This window comes from Streptosporangium sp. NPDC050855 (assembly GCF_044456585.1).
Taxonomy (GTDB): Bacteria; Actinomycetota; Actinomycetes; order Streptosporangiales; family Streptosporangiaceae; genus Streptosporangium; species Streptosporangium longisporum.
This window is the reverse complement of record NZ_JBITFY010000001.1, coordinates 928,827-946,878: the sequence shown is the minus strand read 5'-3', so window position 1 is coordinate 946,878 and position 18,052 is coordinate 928,827. Positions and strand designations below refer to the sequence as shown.

The following is an 18,052-nucleotide window of genomic DNA, read 5'->3' as shown; positions in this document are numbered from 1 at the left end:
CCATCGGCGTATGCGGGTATGTGTCGCCACGATCGTTCATCACCCGGAAGACGCCCGGATCATGCACCGGCAGATCCGGGCGCTTCTGGACGCCGGCCACGAGATCACCTACGTCGCCCCCTTCACCGACTGCAACGTCACCCCGGATCCGCCGATCCGCGCGATCGACGTGCCGCGGGCGATCGGCAACCGCCGCGGGCGCTCGATCAAGGCCGCCCGCAGGGCTCTCGCCCGCGGGGTGGAGGGCGCCGACCTGCTGATCGTGCACGACCTGGAGCTGCTGTTCCGGCTGCCCGGACGCCGCCCCGTCACGGTCTGGGACGTACGCGCCGCCGCCGTGCAGGACGCGGGCTCCGGCCCCGCCTGGCACCCGCGCCGGGCCCTGTCCGCGCTGGTACGCCGCGTCGAGGCCCGCGCCGAACGCGACCTGCGCCTCATCCTGTCCGAGGAGTCCCTGCGCGACCGGTTCGACCGGCCCCACCCGGTGGTGCCCGACGCCGCCTACGTGCCGGCCCTCCCGCCCGCGCCGCCCGGTCGCAACCGGGTGGTCCACATCGGCCACCTGTCCGAGGCCGGTGGCGTGGACGAGCTGATCGGCATGGCCCGCGCGCTGCTCCCGTACGGGATCAGGCTCGACCTCATCGGCTCGGCCGACGCCCGGGTCAGGCCGATGCTGCGGGACGCGCAGCGGCAGGGCCTGCTCGACTGGTACGGCCACGTGCCCAACCGGCACGCGCTGCGGATGGCCGAGGGCGCGATCGCCGGCCTGTCGCTCCCCCGCCGGGCGCCGGGCCGGCCCCCGCTGCCGGCCAAGGTCATCGACTACATGTCGCGCGGGATCCCGGTGGTCAGCACGCCGCTGCCCGCCGTGACCGCGCTGGTCGAGCGGACCGGGTGCGGGACCGTCGTCCCCTACGGGGACGCGGACGCGGCCGTACGCGCGGTGCTGGCCCTTCGGGACGACCCGGCGGGGGCCGCGGAGATGGGGGCGCGCGGTCACGCCGAGGCACTGGCCCATCACAACTGGCCGGACAAAGCCGGTGAATTCATAGGAATGCTTGAGGAATGGGCAGGTAAAACAGTGACGTCACGGCTGGAGATTGGTGTACTGGAGGCATGGCACGTCATCTGATCCAGGGACGCGAGGTCGCCATGCCGGTGCGCATCCGCGACGTCGCGGTCTGCGCCGCCTCCTACCTGGTCCGGGCGGACGCCGCGCGAGCCGTGATCGCCTACTCGAACCTGGACGTCGCCGAGGTGCTGCCCCGTAAGGCGCTGTGCACGCTGATGTTCGCCGACTACGTCGACGGCGACCTGGACCCGTACCACGAGTTCGGCATCGCCTTCCTGGTCCGGCCTCCCGGGTCCGGCCACGCCCCGGGCGGCGGGCTGCGCGCGAACCTGGCCGAGCTGCGCACGGCGGGCGCGGGGGCGTTCGTCCACTGGCTCCCCGTCGACCAGGGCTTCACCCTGGAGGCCGGCCGCTCGATCTGGGGCTTTCCCAAGGAGCTCGCCGACATCGACCTGCGCCTGTCCACCCCCTACAAGCGGTGCATCCTGCGCAAGGACGGCCGCATGGTGCTGGACCTGCTGATCAAACCCGGCGTCCCGGTGCCGGGCACCGGGATGATGACCGCCATGGACGCCTACAGCCACCTGGAGGGCGTCACCCGGCGCATCCCGTGGTCGATGACACCCCGGGGCGTCCGGGCACGTCCCGGAGGCGCGCTGATCCGGCTGGGCAACCACTCGATCGCCAAGGAGCTGAGCGAGCTCGGCCTGCCCAGGCGCGCCCTGATGACGACCACGGTCTCCCACATGGCCATGTCCTTCGGCGAGGCCAAGGAGCCCTGACCGGCCACGGGACCGGCCGGTCGGCGAGCGGGAAGGGCCTGCGCGAAGGGGCGCCTCCGGCCGAACGCCGCCCCCGGCCCGTCCACACCGATCAACGAGCGGGAAGGGCCTGCGCGAAGGGGTTCCTCCGGCCGAACGCCGCCCCCGGCCCGTCCACACCGGTCAGCGAGCGGGAAGGGCCCTGCGCGGCGGGACCGGGACGCGGCCGAGGTCGCGGGCGACGACCACGTCCCCACCGAACACCGCGGCCGCCTGGGCGGCGAAGCGTTCCTCGTCCTCGGCGCGGTACTGCTCGGAGAAGTGGGTCAGGACCAGCCGCGCGACCCCGCCCTCGGAGGCGACCCGGCCCGCCTGCCCCGCCGTGAGATGCCCGTGGTCCCGGGCCAGGGCGGCGTCCTCGTCCAGGTAGGTCGACTCGATGACCAGCAGGTCCGTGCCGTCGGCCAGCTCGAAAACCGGGTCGCAGAGCCGGGTGTCCATGACGAAGGCCATCTTCTGGCCGGGACGGCGCACCCCGCACTCGGCCAGCGTCACCGTCCGGCCGTCCGGAGCGGTGACCCGGCCGTCCCGCTGGAGCCGCCCGATGTCGGGGCCGCGCACGCCGCGGGCGGCGAGCTCGTCCGGGAGCATGGTGACGCCGTCGGGCTCGGTCAGCCGGTAACCGTACGCCTCCACCGGATGGTCGAGCCTGCGGGCCGTCAGCGTGAAGGGCGCGCCGCCGGTGTCGAGCTCAGCCACCGGCCCCGAGAGCGGGTGCTCGCGGATCCGTACGACGTCGTGGAAGACCGTCGCGTGCCGCAGCCGCTCCCAGTACCGTTCGCCGCTCGCCGGGAAGGCCGCGTCCGCCTCGGTCACCCCGTCCCGCGACATCCGCTGGACGATCCCCGGCACCCCCAGGCAGTGGTCGCCGTGGAAATGCGTCAGGCAGATCCAGTCGACGTCGTGCACGCCCACGCCCGCGTGGATCATCTGCCGCTGCGTGCCCTCGCCGGGGTCGAACAGCAGGCCGTACCCGTCCCAGCGCAGCAGATGGCCGTTGTGGTTGCGGCGGCGGGTGGGGACCGCGCTGGAGGTGCCCAGGACGACGAGTTCTCGGTTCGACACGAAGGCGATGGTAGGCGCTCACGGGCCGGGCACACCCGCGGGGGCGGGCGGGGGTCAGGCGTCGAGGTCCAGCAGCGGCAGCTCGGTCCTGGTCGGCAGGCCCTGCCAGTCGCTGGGGCCCGACGAGGCGAAGGCCCCGAGCAGGAAGCCGCGGCGCAGCCGGTCCGCGGGGTGCAGCCCTTCCAGCAGCGCGCTGAGGTAACCCGCCACGAAGGCGTCCCCCGACCCGTTGCGGTCCACCACGGGCGTGGACAGGCCGGGCGCGTCGTGACGGACGCCGTCCACCCGGACGCTCGCCCCCCGGGTGCCGCGGATCACGATGACCTCGCGGTCCCCGGTGAGCGCGGGTTTGACCAGGTCGAGCTCGCTCTGCCGGACGAAGAGCACGTCGGCCGAGCACGCCAGCACGCTGAGGATCTCCTCGGCCTCGCGCAGGTCCGGCCAGAGCCGGTCGTTGTAGTCGATCGCGACCGAGACCGCGACCCCGGCGGTCCGCGCCGCCCGTATCGCGGCGTTCATGGCGTCGCGCGCGCTCAGCGCGGCCGTGATCCCGCTGACGTGCAGCAGGCGGGAGGCCGCGATCCGGTCGATCGGGACGTTGCCCTGGGCTAGCCTGACCCCGGTGCGGTAGTAGGTGACCCAGGGGGGCTGGCCGAGCCTGGACTCCCGCAGGAGCAGACCGGTCGGCGCCGCCTCGTCCACCCTGACGTCGGAGACGTCCACGCCCTCGCCGCGCAGCGCCGTGAGGATCCGCGCGCCCAGCTCGTCGTCGCCGACCTTGCCCAGCCAGCCGACCCCGTGCCCGAGCCGGGCCAGCCCGACCGCGACGGTGAACTCCGCGCCGGTGACGTCCAGCCTGGCCTCGTGCTCGTGGCGGATCCGGCCGCTGGTGACGACGCCGAACGCCTCGCCCAGGGTGTACACGTCCACGGTGGAGGGGGTCAGACGATCGGGGGACGGCCGAGGCGGAGCATCCGCCAGGCGGTGTTCCAGCCCATCGGGCGGCGCTCTCCGGCGGGCTCGCGCAGCCCCTCGACGAAGCCGGTGAACCAGGCGCGCAGGGCGGAGCGGGAGCGCTCGCGGACCAGCGTCAGGACGATCCAGTTGAGCAGGTACAGCACCGCCAGGACCCAGGGGAGGTTGCGGCGGGCCAGCCAGACCCGGTTGCGGGCGTTGAGCCGGTAGAAGTCGGCGTGCCGGGTGGGGGGGACCTGCGGGTGGTACATGACGGTCTTGGCGTCGTACTCGATGCGGTAGCCCTCGCCGAGGAGCCGCCAGGCCAGGTCGGTCTCCTCGTGCGCGTAGAAGAACCGCTCGGGAAGCCCGCCGACCTGGAGGAACGCCGAACGGCGGATCGCGCACGCGCCGCCCAGGAAGGTGGTCACCGGGGAGGAGCGCTCGGGGTCGCCCGCGCGCAGCCGGGGGACGTGCCGGCGCTGCCCGACGCCCCCGTCGGGGTCCTTCACCCGGAAGGAGACGACCGCGAGGTCGTGCTCGGTGGAGAAGCGCTCCCGCAGGTGGGCCACCAGGCCGGTGTCGGCGTACCAGCCGTCGTCGTCGAGGAAGAGGACGACGTCGCCCGAGCACTCCTCGACGCCCCGGTTGCGGCCCGCGGGGATGCCCGCGTTGTGGCTCAGCCGCACGCTCCTGATCGAGGCCGAGGAACCGGCGGGCACCGAGACCGACAGCTCGGGGACGTCGGCGCCGTTACCGACGATCACCACCTCGACGTCGCCGTCGACCTGGTTCAGCGCGGACTCCACCGCCCGGTCCAGCTCGGGGACCCGGTTGCCCATGGTGAGGATGACGCACGAGATCTTCAACGGGTCATCGCCTTGACGCGTCGAGAGCACGTGCGGAGCATACTTTCATGATCACCGAGTCTGCTGGATCGGGCACATCTGGCCGGGCCTGGGGTTCTGCGTTTACCGGGGAACAAGCGTATCGGAACCGCCGACGAACACCCACCAAACAAAGGGGTGCCCGCTCCTACGACGCGCCCGGCCGCCATCCGGTTCCTCACGAAAGCCGCCTGGAGGCGAGAATGCTGATCAGGTGCAGGACCATCTGCAGCACCGCCACCACCACGCAGGCCACCACCAGCACCCTCGTCGCGGCCAGGCCCCCGTTGATCGCGTCCCAGATCGCGGCGACCACCACGAGCAGCGAGAGCTCGACCGCCTGCACGATCCGGTGGAAGCGCAGCGCCGCGGCGGCCCTGCGCGCCATGCCCAGCCCGCGCGAGCCGAACTGCTCGGCCGAGGACTCGGTGGCCGCGACCAGGCCCGACCGGGCACGGGCCACGTCCACCAGGTCGGTCTCCGCCTTGATCAGGATGGCGCCGAGCGCGGCGGCGAAGCCCGCGACCGTGTACCAGTCGGGCAGCACCTGCGAGGCCCGGAACCCCAGCCCGATCAGCAGGGCGGCCTCGGCGAAGTAGTGGCCGACCCGGTCGAGGTAGACCCCGGTGATCGAGGTGCGCCGGGTCCAGCGGGCCAGCTCCCCGTCGGAGCAGTCGAGCAGCAGGTAGAGCTGGACCAGCAGGGCCGCCAGCACGGCCGTCCACAGGCCGGGCAGCGCGAGCACCACCCCGGCCAGCACCCCGGTGAGGATCATCAGCCAGGTGGTCTGGTTGGGCGTGATCGGCGTCTTGGCCAGCACCCAGGTGACGTAGATCGACAGCTTGCGCATGTACAGCGAGCCGGCCCAGTGCTCGCCGCTGTTGCGGCCCATGGTCGACTGCGGCTGGGCCACCGCACGGAGCTCAGCGACCGACGGCCCGGACATAATCCTCCACCCGCTCGCGAATCTCCGGTTCCGACAGGCGCAGGTGCTCAAGGATCGTGTAACGGCCGGGGCGGGTGGACGGCGCCAGCGCGACCGCCTCGGTGAACTGCCCGGCGGACAACCCCACGTCGGCGGGGGTGACCGGCAGCTCGTGCCCGCGCAGGCAGTCGACGACCTGGGTGAGCCTGCGCGAGTCCTCGCGGAGGAAGAAACAGAACGCGGCACCTATCCCGGCGAGCTCGCCGTGATTGGAGGTACCGGGAAAGAGCTGATCCACGGCATGCAGGATCTCATGATCTCCGCCACTGGAGGGACGGGAGGACCCGGCGACCACCATCGACATGCCCGACAGGATGAGCGCCTCGGCCAGCACGGTCAGGAACGCGTCGGACTCGATCGAGTCGCCCCGGCCGATCACCGCCTCCGCCGCGGTACGGGCCATCGCGCAGGCCAGGCCGTCGATCGGCTCGCCGCGCTCGCCCGCGCCGAGCTGCCAGTCCTCGATCGCCGACAGGTTGCTGACCACGTCGCCGACACCGGAGCGGACCAGCGAGGCGGGCGCGTCGTGCACGAAGTCGAGATCGACCATGATGGCCAGCGGCATGGGCACGCCGAACGAGCCCTTGCCTCCGTCGTGCGTGAGCGAGGCCACCGGCGAGCAGATCCCGTCGTGCGACAGGTTGGTGGCCACCGCGACCATCGGGATCCCGGCCAGCGACGCGGCGTACTTGGTCACGTCGATGGTCTTGCCGCCGCCGATGCCCACGACCGCCTCGTAGGCGCCCTTGCGCAGGTCCGCGCCGAGCGAGACGGCCGCGTCCACCGAACCGTCCGGGACCCGGAAGACCCGGGCCTCGCCGAGCGAGGGGGCGATCACCGAGGCGATCCGGTCCCCCTGGCCCGCGCCCACCGCCACCGCCACCCGGCCGGAGGTCGCCACCCTGCTGTCGGCCAGCAGCGAGCCGAGCTGGGCGACCGCACCGCGCCGGACCTCCATCGACAGGGGGGCCGGCAGCATCCTGGCTAGTATCGGCACGCGATCTCCCGCGCCTTGGCGAGGTCGTCGTGGTTGTCGACCTCGACCCAGGGGACGTCCCCGATGGGGGCGATCGCGATCTTCTCGCCGCGGGCGACGAGCTCCTGGTAGCCGTCCTCGTAGTACAGCTGCGGGTCGCGCTCGAAGGTCGCCTTCAGCGCGTCGGCGAGGCGCTCGCCGATGCCGGAACGGATCAGCGTGGCGCCGATGTACTCACCGGCGGCCTCGGACGGGTCCATCAGCTTGGTGATGCGCCGCAGGTGACGGTCCTCGTCGAGGGTCACCTTCATCTCCTCGTCGGCGAGCTTCTTGACGTCGTCCACCGCGAGCAGGATGTCGCTGGTCGCCGGCGCCGACAGCAGCGTCTCCTCCACCGAGACCGGGTGCACCGTGTCGCCGTTGACCAGGAGCACTCCCTGGTCGAAGTACTCGCGCGCGCACCAGAGCGAGTAGGCGTTGTTCCACTCCTCGGCCTTGTCGTTGTGCACGAGGGTGAGCTTCACGCCGTGCCGCCGTTCCAGCTCGGCCTTGCGCTCGTGTACGGCCTGCGCCTGGTAGCCGACGATGACCACGACGTCACGGAGATCGGCGGCCGCGAGGTTCCGCAGCGAGATGTCCATGATCGTGGTGTCGCCGTCGACCGGCACGAGAGCCTTGGGCAGCGTGTCCGTGTACGGCCGCAGGCGTCGTCCGGCCCCGGCGGCCAGCACCATTCCCAGCAACGTGCACTCCTCATTCGGGTGAGAGCCTCCCGGCGGGCACTCCTAGGCCCCAAAGGTTAGTTGCCTTCGGGGCCTGATCGTGTAATCCGGAGTTTGCCGGATGTTCCCGATCGTGCGTCACGGGGGTCCTCAGTCGTGCGCGCCGAGGTCGGCCGCGTCCACCCCGACCCGGGGGGCGGCCAGCCAGCAGGTGACGCTCTCCCAGGAGAACAGGCACCACAGGTACAGCGCGAGCAGCGCGAAGACGGCGGTGACCTGCCCGGCGAGGCCGCCCAGCGCGACCAGCAGCATCCGGCCGTCCCAGCCGAGACCGGCCGAGGCCAGCCAGGACGGCGGGTAGACCCGCTGCCGCAACCGGTAGACCAGATCGTAGTGATGGAACGCCATAGCGCCGAGCAGCATGAAGATCAGCACCGGCGGCACGTCGTGCGCGAAGCCCACCGAGGCCACGAAGCCGTACTCGGTGAGGCGCAGGATCGGCGGCACCAGCCAGTCGAGCCTGCCGTCGTGCGGGTGGGAGCTGCCCGGACCGGTCAGCAGCAGCACCACCGCCGGGGCGAACACCGCCGGGCCGTCGGTACCGGCCACGCCGACCAGCAGCAGCACCCCGGTCACGAACATCCCGACGATCGCCGGCGGCAGCGGCGGGAGCTGCCCCGCCACCAGCGCGCCCATGCCCCGCGACAGCACCCCGTCGTCCCGGTACGCGACCACTGCGCTGCGCGGCACCGGCGTCATGTGCACGGACATCGCGATCACACCCGTTCCCCCGTTCGTGTCGGTGTCCCCCGTGGTGTCCCCCGCGGTGTCCCCCGTGGTGTCCCCCGCGGTGTCCGCCGGGGCGTTCCCCCCGGGAGGGATCCGGACGGAAGCGCGGGCCGCCGGCCGGGGCGCCCGCCGCGCCCACCGCGCCCACCGTGCTCGCGGCGCCCGCGGAGCTCACGGCGCCCGGCGTCGTGTCCGATACCGGTCATCGGTTCAGCGACCTGCCGATCCGGCCCGCGAGGATGTAGACCATCGCGACCCCGCCCCAGGCCAGCAGGGCGAGGAAGGTCACCCGGGCGTTGAAGAACGCCGCGGTCAGCGCGATCAGCGCCATCCGTTCCCCGATGGGCAGGACGACGATCTTCTTGAGCCAGCGGGCGAGGGAGACCTTCTCCATGGTCTCGGAGAGCCGCACGACCGCGTTGTCCCTGTCCGGCTCGATCGCGCGCGTGGGGATCCCGGAGCCGCCGGCGGTCCCGGCGGTCCCGGCGGTCCCCGTGGTCCCGCGCCGGTCCCCCGCGTCGTTCCCGGTGAAGCCTGCGGTGCTCCCGGGCACCGCCCCGGCGGCGTCCACACCGGCGTCCATGACGCCCGCCCGCCCGCCGGCGGATCCTCCGGTGCCCGTCCACTCGTCCAGGAGGCTCCCGGTGCCCGCCCGGTCGTCCAGGACGGGTGCCGGGCCGTCCCCGTGCTCGGCCGTCGCCGGTACCTGCTCCGCCTCGGGCGAGGCGAACGCGGCCCGCCACTTCGGCTCCAGCAGCGGCACCGGCACCGGCCACCCGGACAGGCCCTCCGGGCGGGCGGGGTCGGCGGGATCGGCCGGGTCGGCCAGGGCGGCCCGCGAGACCGTCGTCCCGGGCTCCGAGGTGTCCCACAGCGCGTCCTCCAGGCCGGTGCCCGGGTCCCTCCTGCGGGAACGCGGGACTCCGGAGCCCTCCGGCGCGGATCGGGCCGCCCTCGCCCGGGCGGCGTCGGCACGCGCCCCGCCGTACGAGAAATCGATCATGTGGCGGAGCATCTGCAGGATCAGCGCGGCCACCGCCAGCGCCCAGATGCCGTCCGGGCCGCCTCCGGTGCTCTCCAGCCCGGCCGCGTACCCGAAGGCGAGGCCCACGTAGACGACGTACTCCTTGACGCGGTCGAAGGTGGCGTCCAGCCACGCCCCGAGCGGCGAGAAGGCGCGGGTGTAGCGGGCCAGCTGGCCGTCCACGCAGTCGAGCACGAACGACAGGTAGAGCAGCACCCCTCCGGCGATCATGCCCGGCCGGGTGCCGGTGGAGAACCAGACCGCGGCGAGCGCGGCGAGGCCGACGGACATGCCGGTGACGGCGTTGGGCGTCAGCCGGAGCTCGTCCGCGAGCCTCACCAGATGCCGCGACCAGGAGCTCACCGCGTAGGTGGCGAAGAAGCCGTCGTTGCCCTTGACCGCGTCGTCCAGCCGGGCCTCGGCCTCGTCGACCTTCTCCAGCCGCCGTACGGCCGCGTCGGTGTCCGCCTGCCCGTCCATCCGGTCGCCGTGCAGGCGGCCGAGCCTGGCCACGCGCACCCGGACGCCCGAGCGGACCAGGCCGGTCAGGAGCAGGCCCGGCGCCTCGGCGCCGTCCATCGGGCCGAGGCGGCCGGTCTCGGCCAGCTCGGCGAGCGCCTCGGCGACCTCGGCGAGGAGCGTCAGGTCGGCGACGCCGATCTGCAGCGCCCCGCGGAAGGTGCCGTTGGCCGCGCCGACCCGGTGGAAGGAGGTGCCGGCGGCGGTCACCGCCCCGCCCTCGGTCCTGACCGGCGGGCGCGACGGGCCCGGCCCGTCCCCCTCGTCGCCCACCAGCGCCGCGGTGCCCTGCGAGGGGTGCCTGGCCAGCAGGGCCAGCGCCTCGGTGTGCGCGAGGAGGTCACCGGCGACCACCAGCACCGGGCCGGGGGACGAGCCGGCCGCCTTGGCGACCCTGCGCAGGTCGTCGGCGAGCCCCCGGGAGCCCTCGGTCCCGATCATGTAGGTGCCGCCGGGCGCGTGGATGATGTCGCTGGAGCGGGCCACCACGTGCACGTCCCGCACCGGCAGGGTCGACAGCTGCGCGGTCAGCCGTTCGAGCAGCGTCCCGTCCGGGCAGCGCAGGTGGGACGCCTCGGTGGTGGCGAGCACGACCGCGACCGTCCGGGGCGTGCCGGGCGAGGCGGTGGCGCGAGGGTCGGGCATACGGGCTCCTTCGTATCCGACGGGGTCACCGTACGAATCGGGGAGTGCGCACTCAGCGTAGCTAGATCTTGACGGGATAGCACGGGAGCGCGCCGGACGATCGGGTACGCACCCGTTACGCTCGCCATATCCGAACTGTCGAAGGAAGGCGAACGTGGCCGAACGCGCACCCCGTCCCCGAACCGTCGCGGTGGTCCTGGCGGGGGGTGTCGGCCGGCGCGTCGGCCGCGGCACCCCCAAGCAGCTGCTGGAGATAGCCGGCAGGACGATCCTGGAGCACACGATCGCCCTGTTCCAGGGGGTGCCGGAGATCGACGAGATCATGGTGCTGATGGCGCCCGGCTTCACCGCCGAGGTGGAGCGGATCGTGGAGCGCGGCGGCCTCACCAAGGTCACCGCGGTGCTGGAGGGCGGCGAGACCCGTCCGGAGACCACCTGGCGGGCGCTGCGGGCCCTGGGGGCGCGCGAGTGCGACGTCCTGCTGCACGACGCCGTACGCCCGCTGGCCGAGCCCCGGATCATCGCCGACTGCGTCGAGGCGCTGCGGACCCACCGGGCCGTCGAGGTCGCGATCCCCAGCTCCGACACGATCGTGGTGACCTCCTCCGGGCCGGACGGGGAGTTCGTCCTCGACGTCCCCGACCGCTCCACCCTGCGCCGCGTGCAGACCCCGCAGTGCTTCCGCCTGTCGGTGATCCGCGAGGCGTACGAGCGCGCGTTCGCCGACCCCGGGTTCGGGGACCGGCCGCCCACCGACGACTGCGGCGTGCTGCTGCGCTACCTGCCCGAGGTGCCGATCCACGTCGTGCCGGGCAGCGAGCGGAACATGAAGGTGACCCACCCGGTCGACCTGCTGATCGCCGAGACCCTGCTGCGGGCCGCGGCGGCCGGTGACCGAGGCCGTCCGGACTGAGGCCGTCCGGACAGGGGACGCGCGGATCGGGGCCTTCCGGACAGGACCTTCCGGACAGGGGCCTTCCGGGCAGGGGCCTTCCGGGCAGGGGGTCAGCCGCCCGCGCGCTCCGGCTTGCCGAGCCTTCGCGGGCTCGTCAGGAAGCCCCAGCCCCACGACATGTGCATGGTCATGTAGACCAGCGGCAGCCGGGCGAGCGCGGGAGCGGGCAGGCCGCTGCCGGTCACCGCCGACCCCGCCAGGATCGCCGCGACGTACCCGCCGGGGATCAGCAGGCCGGGCCAGAAGAACGGCGAGACCAGCAGCCCCGCCAGGATGGCCAGCACGGCCAGCGGCGGCGCCAGGTAGCGCAGGTTGATCGTGCCCTCGTGGGTGCGGGCGACCACCCGGCGCCAGCGCCCGTAGTGGAAGTACTGCCTGGCCAGGGCGCCCAGGTCGGGCCTGGGCCGGTAGGAGACGCGCATCCGCGGCTGGAACCAGACCAGGCCGCCCGACTCGCGGATGCGGTGGTTCATCTCCCAGTCCTGGGCCCGCTGGAAGTGCTCGTCGTAGCCGCCGACCCGCTCCAGCGCGGAGCGGCGGAACACCCCGAGGTAGACCGTGTCGGCCGGGCCGGCCGTGCCCCCGGTGTGGAAGCGGGCACCGCCGACGCCGATCTTGGAGGTCATCGCACGGGCCACGGCCTGCTCGAACGGCGTGACGCCCTCGGCCGCCATGACGCCGCCCACGTTGTCGGCGCCGGTCTCCTCGAGCGTCTCCACGGCGATCTGGAGGTAGTCGTCGGGCAGCATCGCGTGGCCGTCGACCCTGGCGACGATCTCGTTGCTGGAGGCGGCGATGGCGGCGTTGAGCGCGTTGGGGGTGCGCCCGGTCGGATTGGGTACCACCACCACACGGGGGTCGTCGGCGGCGATCTCGTCGGCCACCTCCTGGGTGCGGTCGCGCGAGGGGCCGATGGCGAGGACCACCTCGATCGGCCCGGCGTACCGCTGCGACAGGACCTGGCGCACCGCCTCCCGCAGATGGCGCTCCTCGTTCAGCACCGGGATGACGATGGAGATCGGGGGCCAGACGCGTGTCTCGGAAGACGACGCCGGCGCGGGCGAGTCGGGGAACTGCTTCATGGCGTCGCTCACGCTACTGTACGAACGGGTACCTGATCGACCCGGCTGGAGGCTAGGGGGCCATGCATGCGCGACCCGGAGGAGGATTCGGGTGTGCACGTGGGCGGCGACGCCTACGGCAGCGTCAGGGTGAGTCCACGGCGTGACCGCAGGTCGGCGAGGGGGGCACGCGCCCGCAGCCGCGGCTTGGTGATCGCCGGCGCGCTCTCCTGCCTGGTGCTGGGCAGCTCCGGGGTGACCTGGGGGCTGACGAACTACGCGACGGCGAAGATCAGGCCGGTCGACGCGGGGGTGTCGGGGACGCACGCGAGCACCGGCGCGATGAACATACTGGTGGTCGGCGTCGACAGGCGCGACGACCTCACCCGCAAACAGCAGAACCGGCTCAAGCTGGGCCGCGAGAGCGGTGAGCGGACCGACACCATGATGGTCGTCCACCTGTCCGAGGACCACCGCAAGGTCACCGTGGTCAGCCTCCCGCGCGACACCTGGACGACGATCCCCGGCAAGGGCCAGCACAAGATCAACGCCGCCTACCAGCTCGGCGGCCCCAGGCTCGCGACGCGCGCGGTGCAGGCCGCCACGGGCCTGACCCTGCACCACTACATCGAGGTCAACGTGCTCGGCTTCATCGACGTGGTCGACGCGCTCGGCGGCATCTCGGTGTGCACCCCGGTCCCGATCAACGACCCGAAGACCGCGCTCTACCTCAAGCCGGGGACCTACCCCCTCGGTGGCGTCGAGGCCCTCGCCTACGCCCGGACCAGGGCCACCGCCCGCTCCGACCTGGACCGCATCGACCGCCAGCAGCAGGTGATGTCCGCCCTGCTGAACCAGGCCCTCAGCGGTGACACGCTCACCAACCCGCTCAGGCTGGCCGACTTCGTCGACACCTCGCTGAAGACGATCCGGGTGGACGACGCGCTCCGCAAGGACCTGCTCGGCCTGGCCGACCAGCTCAAGAACGTCTCCACCGACGACGTGGCCTTCGCCACGGTCCCGCTCGCCGACGTCGACTACAAGACGCCGACCGGCGAGTCGGCCGTGCTCTGGGACCAGGCGGGCGCCAGGGAGCTGTTCCGCCGGATCAACGCCGACGAGACGCTCGTCGCGCCCACCCCGCGGGTCAAGACCCCGAAGCCCACCCCCTCGGCCTCCCCCTCCGCGCCCGCGCTCACCGTGCCGCCGTCGCGGATCACCCTCAGGGTGCTCAACGGCACCACGATCACCGGCCTGGGCGCCCGGACCAGGGCCGAGCTGCAGAAGGCCGGGTTCCTGGTCCCCGAGATCGCGGGCAACACCCCGCAGAAGGACTTCGACAGGACCGTCGTGCGGTACGGCCCCGGCCGCGAGGACTCGGCCCGTACCGTCGCCGCGGCGCTGTCCGGAGCGGAGCTGCGGCCGCTGGCGAGCCTCGGCGACGCCATCGAGGTGGTGGCCGGTCGCAGGCACCCGGTCGCGAAGAAGATCACGGTCAAGGAGCCGGTCGCGACCGCGACCGCGACGCCCTCCCCCTCGGCGACACCGTCCGCCAGAACAGCAACGGACAATATCTGCAAAAAGTGAGTGAAGCGCTTAACAAGCTTTCATCCGGGCAGGAAAAAAGGCACGGAGGTGATGATCGTGATCTCGACATTCGATGTTCAGACATGGCGCAGCGGTCCCTGCGCGGTCGTACGGGCAACGGGCGAGCTCGACATGTCCGTCGCTCCCCGGCTGCGCGCGGAGATCGACCGCGCCCTGGAGGCGTCGGGCGCCCCGAACCTGGTGCTCGACATGACCGGCGTGCCGTTCTGCGATTCCGTCGGGCTGGGCGTCCTGGTGGGCACGCTCACCCGGACCAAGGAGGCGGGCGGCCGCCTCATGCTGGTGGTGAGCCCCGGCATGATCACCCATCTGCTGACGATCACCAATCTCGACCGCCACTTCGAGGTGCGCGGCGACCTGCGCGAGGCCCTGGACGCCATGGCCCCGAGCCACTCCACCGGCTGACCCCCGCCCTGCCACGCCCGCCGTCCCGCCGGTGCCCGACAGGTGCCGTACGGGGACGAAAGGGCAGGTGAGGGCGGTCGATCGGCATGATCGGCACGCTCTTTCCTGGAATAGCTGGCACATGTGCGGGTTGGCATCTACACTTCGCTTCGAAGCTATACGATCACGGAAAGCGATGATTCGCACCGTTAGGGAGTATCGTGGCTTCAGATCGTCCGTTCCCCGCCACGCCCGCACGACGAGGCCCGGAACGGTGAGCTGAGGCCAGGCGTCCGCACGACACCCCCTGGCCGGATACGTACATTCACGTGAGCCTGCAGGGAAGTGGGCGATGAACGCACTTCAACTCACGAGCGAACACGCGAGTGACTTCGTGGTCATCACGGTGGCCGGTGAGCTCGACCTCGCCACGCGACCGTACCTGTTCGCCTTCGCGCAGGACATCATCGACACCTCCCCGGGAACGGTCGTCGTCGACCTGTCCGGGGTCACCTTCATCGACGCCTGCGGCCTGAGCGCGCTGATCGCGATCAGACGGCACGCCGGGGAACGCGGCACGCCCCTCCTGCTGGCCGGGGCCCCGCCCGCGGTCCTCAAACTGCTCAAACTCACCAACCTGGACGCGTCCTTCACCGTGGTCTCCCGTTCCGCGTCCGCAGGCCCTCCGCCGGGCGGCGCCCAGGACGCCCCTCCCCTGCGGGCCGGTCTCCCGTTCGCCGACCGGTAGGCCGCCCTCACGGGCGGTGCCCGCGCACGACGGCCGTCAGGCGGGCTCCCGCGTCACCGCGGCCGCCTCGGGCGTCCGCGAGCCCACCGGCCGGTCCGTCCCCGCGAGCCACGTCGCTCCGCCGAGCGGCAGATCGGCGGCCGAACGCCCGGCGAGGACCGTGAAGGCGCCCTCCTCGACCCGCCAGCCGTGATGCTCGGCCGACCAGTGCCGGAAGGCCCGTGCCGACACGTCCACGACGACCTCGACGACCTCGCCCGGCCCGGCGTCGGCCAGGGCGTACCCGGCCAGCCAGCGGACCGGGCGGACCACGTCCGTGTCCGGCCGGGAGAGGTAGACCTGCACGACCTCCCGTCCGGCGCGGTGGCCGGTGTTGCGCAGCCGGACCCGCACCGGCACCGGGGCGCCCGGCAGCGCGTTCCAGGGCACCGAGAGCCCCTCGTAGGACCAGGACGTGTAGCCGAGCCCGTGCCCGAACCAGTACGCGGGGGGCGTGGACCGCCGCAGCCAGGCCCGATGGCCGATGTCCAGGCCCTCGGTGTAGGGAAGCGTCCCGTCGCGGGGGAGCGTGGAGACCAGCGCCCGGTCCGCCCAGGTGGTGGGCAGCCGGCCACCCGGTTCGGCGCGGCCGAACAGGACGTCGGCGAGGCCGTGCCCGGCCTCCTGCCCGGGGAACCAGCTCAGCAGCACGGCCGGCACCTCCTCGCGCCAGGGCAGGTCCACCGGGCCGCCGGAGTTGACGATCACGACGGTGGCCGGGTTGGCCGCGGCGACCGCGCGGACGAGCTCGTCCTGGCGCCCCGGCAGGCGCAGGTGCGCGCGGTCGGCGCCCTCGCTCTCGATCTCCTCGGTGGTGCCGACCACGACGACGACGGCGTCGCAGTCCCGGGCGAGCTCCACCGCGGCGGCCAGCTCCACCTCGTCGGCCCGCCGGGGCGGGTCCGCGGCCAGGGACGAGGCGATCCCGCTGCCGGGATCGAGGCGCCTGCGGGAGACGAGCTCCACCGGCCGGCCCGCGGTCAGGGCGAGCCGGGCGCGCCGGTACGGCGGGGACAGGTGCACGGTGGCGGGGTCGTCGGTGTCCCGCTCCACCTCCTCGTCGACCAGGACCCGGCCGTCCGCCTCCAGCAGGACGTGGCCCCACCCGGCGACGGCCAGGTCCCAGACGCCGTCCGCCTCGGGGGTCAGCAGGGCGCGGATCTCGACGGTGACGGCGGCGTCGATCCGCGCGGGTTCCAGGATGCGGCCGGTCAGCCGGTGCTCGGCGTGCAGCTCCGCGCCCGCCGCGTCCAGCAGCCGGACCAGGACGCCGGGTTCACCGGTACGGGGGTCACGGGCGTTGCCCGTGACCAGCGGGGTGGGACGGTCGCCGAGGGACGGGCCGGGCGCGTGGACCACCTCCGCCGTACCGGAGAGCGCCTCGCGGACGCCCTCCAGCGGGGAGACCACGGACGGCGGGTACACGCCCCCGCTCCCGCCGCCCTGGATCCGGGCCGCGGCGGCGTTCGGCCCGAGCACGGCGACCCTGCGCAGGCGCCGGGGGTCCAGGGGGAGCAGCGGGCCCTCGTTGCGCAACAGGACGGCGCTCGCCGCCACGGCCCGGCGCAGCAGGGTCCGGGCGTGCCCGTGGTCCCGGTCCTGCGATCCCGACGCGCCGGGGAGGGCGTCCTGTTCCGCGAAGACGGACGGGACCGGGAAGGTGGCGGCGTCCGGGAGAACGGCCGGGAACGCGGGGGCGGACGGGTCCGGGAAGGCGGCCGGGATCGCGGAGGGGGACGGGCCGTCGGGGCCCGGGAGGCCGGGATCCAGCGCGCCGACCCGGGCGGCCAGCAGGAGCAGGCGCCGGACCTTGTCGTCGATCGCGGCCTCGGGCACCTCGCCCGCGCGCACCGCGGCCACCAGGGCCTCCCCCCACGCGCCTCGCGGTCCCGGCATCGCGAGGTCCTGTGCGGCTCGGGCGGTGGCGACGGTGGAGCGTACGCCTCCCCAGTCCGACACCACCGCCCCGTCGAACCCCCACGTCCCCTTGAGCGGGTCTGCGAGCAGGGGGCTCTCCGACATGGTGGTCCCGTTCACCCCGTTGTAGGCGGACATGACGACCCAGACGCCCGCCTGGACCGCCGCCTCGAACGGCGCGAGGTACAGCTCGCGCAGGGTCTGCTCGCCGACGCGGGCGTCGAGGGTGAGCCGTTCGGTCTCGGAGTCGTTGGCGACGTAGTGCTTGGCGGTGGCGGCCACCCCGCCCGCCTGGACGCCCCGGATGTAGGCGGCGCCGATCCGCCCGGTCAGCAGGGGGTCCTCGGAGTAGCACTCGAAGTGGCGCCCGCCGAGCGGGGAGCGGTGCAGGTTGAGCGTGGGGGCGAGCAGCACGTGCACGCCCTTGCGCCGCGCCTCGCGCGCGAGCAGCCCGCCGAGCAGGGCGACCAGCTCCTCGTCCCAGGTCGCGGCCAGCGCGGTCGCCGACGGCAGGGTCAGTGAGGTGTTCCGCTCGTCCCAGCCGTCCCCGCGCACCCCGACGGGGCCGTCCGAGAGGACCATGGCCCGCAGCCCGATGTCCGGTTCGGCGTGGGTGGACCACACGCTCGCCCCGGTGAGCAGCCGCACCTTCCGTTCCAGGTCCAGCTTCTCCACCAGCCGGTCGAGCCCGTCGATGCTCACATGGTCCCCTTCACTGTCGGAGAGCGCTCTCCGAAACATCACGGATCCCGCCCGGGTCCGTACCGGACGGGGCGGGGATGGATACGCGGAAAGATCGGGTCCCCGCCCCTTCCCGGTCCCCCACCGGGAACCGGGGAGGGGCCGGGGAGAGGCCGGGGAGAGGCCGGGCGAGGGCCGGA

General features: G+C 73.2%; 16 protein-coding genes. 6 read left to right on the top strand and 10 right to left on the bottom strand.

Going from position 1 to position 18,052, the window contains the following annotated elements:
* Positions 1-10 precede the first annotated feature (10 nt).
* Entirely contained in the window at positions 11-1,132 is a 1,122-nt protein-coding gene (locus ACIBCT_RS04355; RefSeq protein ID WP_399185949.1) for a glycosyltransferase, read from the top strand.
* Positions 1,117-1,854, top strand: coding sequence for an acetoacetate decarboxylase family protein (locus tag ACIBCT_RS04350; RefSeq protein WP_399185948.1), 738 nt, complete (start codon positions 1,117-1,119; stop codon positions 1,852-1,854). Before ACIBCT_RS04355 ends, ACIBCT_RS04350 begins: the two co-directional genes overlap by 16 nt.
* A gap of 162 nt (positions 1,855-2,016) precedes the next feature.
* Here ACIBCT_RS04350 and ACIBCT_RS04345 read toward each other — a convergent pair whose 3' ends face one another.
* The 8 genes from ACIBCT_RS04345 to ACIBCT_RS04310 all read right to left on the bottom strand — a co-directional run bounded on the left by ACIBCT_RS04345 (position 2,017) and on the right by ACIBCT_RS04310 (position 10,459).
* Positions 2,017-2,958, bottom strand: a complete 942-nt coding sequence (locus tag ACIBCT_RS04345; RefSeq protein WP_399185947.1) for a ribonuclease Z — start codon at positions 2,956-2,958, stop codon at positions 2,017-2,019.
* Positions 2,959-3,012: 54 nt separating this feature from the next.
* Positions 3,013-3,888 (bottom strand): sugar kinase, encoded by an 876-nt coding sequence (locus tag ACIBCT_RS04340; RefSeq protein ID WP_399185946.1) that lies wholly within the window; start codon positions 3,886-3,888, stop codon positions 3,013-3,015.
* An 11-nt stretch (positions 3,889-3,899) separates the two neighbouring features.
* Positions 3,900-4,781: a glycosyltransferase family 2 protein gene (locus ACIBCT_RS04335; protein ID WP_399186097.1), complete on the bottom strand. Its 882-nt coding sequence runs from the start codon at positions 4,779-4,781 to the stop codon at positions 3,900-3,902.
* Positions 4,782-4,977: 196 nt separating this feature from the next.
* Positions 4,978-5,745, bottom strand: a complete 768-nt coding sequence (locus tag ACIBCT_RS04330; protein WP_399185945.1) for a CDP-alcohol phosphatidyltransferase family protein — start codon at positions 5,743-5,745, stop codon at positions 4,978-4,980.
* Positions 5,723-6,763: an iron-containing alcohol dehydrogenase family protein gene (locus ACIBCT_RS04325; protein ID WP_399185944.1), complete on the bottom strand. Its 1,041-nt coding sequence runs from the start codon at positions 6,761-6,763 to the stop codon at positions 5,723-5,725. The genes ACIBCT_RS04330 and ACIBCT_RS04325 overlap by 23 nt, the downstream gene beginning before the upstream one ends.
* Before the next feature lie 5 nt (positions 6,764-6,768).
* On the bottom strand, positions 6,769-7,503 hold the full coding sequence (locus ACIBCT_RS04320) for a sugar phosphate nucleotidyltransferase (protein WP_399185943.1): 735 nt from the start codon (positions 7,501-7,503) through the stop codon (positions 6,769-6,771).
* 129 nt (positions 7,504-7,632) lie between these two features.
* The gene (locus ACIBCT_RS04315; protein ID WP_399186096.1) at positions 7,633-8,253 is read right to left on the bottom strand and encodes a DUF5941 domain-containing protein; all 621 of its coding nucleotides are present in this window, start codon (positions 8,251-8,253) and stop codon (positions 7,633-7,635) included.
* Positions 8,254-8,473: 220 nt separating this feature from the next.
* Complete coding sequence (locus ACIBCT_RS04310) at positions 8,474-10,459, bottom strand: CDP-alcohol phosphatidyltransferase family protein (RefSeq protein ID WP_399185942.1); 1,986 nt, start codon at positions 10,457-10,459, stop codon at positions 8,474-8,476.
* Positions 10,460-10,613: 154 nt separating this feature from the next.
* Between ACIBCT_RS04310 and ACIBCT_RS04305 the strand changes: the two genes are divergently transcribed.
* Complete coding sequence (locus tag ACIBCT_RS04305; RefSeq protein WP_399185941.1) at positions 10,614-11,372, top strand: 2-C-methyl-D-erythritol 4-phosphate cytidylyltransferase; 759 nt, start codon at positions 10,614-10,616, stop codon at positions 11,370-11,372.
* A 92-nt stretch (positions 11,373-11,464) separates the two neighbouring features.
* Here ACIBCT_RS04305 and ACIBCT_RS04300 read toward each other — a convergent pair whose 3' ends face one another.
* Positions 11,465-12,496, bottom strand: a complete 1,032-nt coding sequence (locus ACIBCT_RS04300) for a glycosyltransferase family 2 protein (protein ID WP_399186095.1) — start codon at positions 12,494-12,496, stop codon at positions 11,465-11,467.
* Between the two features lie 66 nt (positions 12,497-12,562).
* Between ACIBCT_RS04300 and ACIBCT_RS04295 the strand changes: the two genes are divergently transcribed.
* From ACIBCT_RS04295 to ACIBCT_RS04285, 3 genes are all read left to right on the top strand, one after another.
* Complete coding sequence (locus ACIBCT_RS04295) at positions 12,563-14,062, top strand: LCP family protein (RefSeq protein WP_399185940.1); 1,500 nt, start codon at positions 12,563-12,565, stop codon at positions 14,060-14,062.
* Between the two features lie 57 nt (positions 14,063-14,119).
* Complete coding sequence (locus ACIBCT_RS04290) at positions 14,120-14,488, top strand: STAS domain-containing protein (RefSeq protein WP_399185939.1); 369 nt, start codon at positions 14,120-14,122, stop codon at positions 14,486-14,488.
* A gap of 331 nt (positions 14,489-14,819) precedes the next feature.
* Complete coding sequence (locus ACIBCT_RS04285) at positions 14,820-15,215, top strand: STAS domain-containing protein (RefSeq protein WP_399185938.1); 396 nt, start codon at positions 14,820-14,822, stop codon at positions 15,213-15,215.
* A gap of 36 nt (positions 15,216-15,251) precedes the next feature.
* Here the strand turns inward: ACIBCT_RS04285 and ACIBCT_RS04280 are convergent, their stop codons facing one another.
* A complete protein-coding gene (locus tag ACIBCT_RS04280; protein ID WP_399185937.1) occupies positions 15,252-17,873 on the bottom strand; it encodes a glycoside hydrolase family 3 C-terminal domain-containing protein in 2,622 nt (873 codons plus the stop codon).
* Positions 17,874-18,052: the final 179 nt, after the last annotated feature.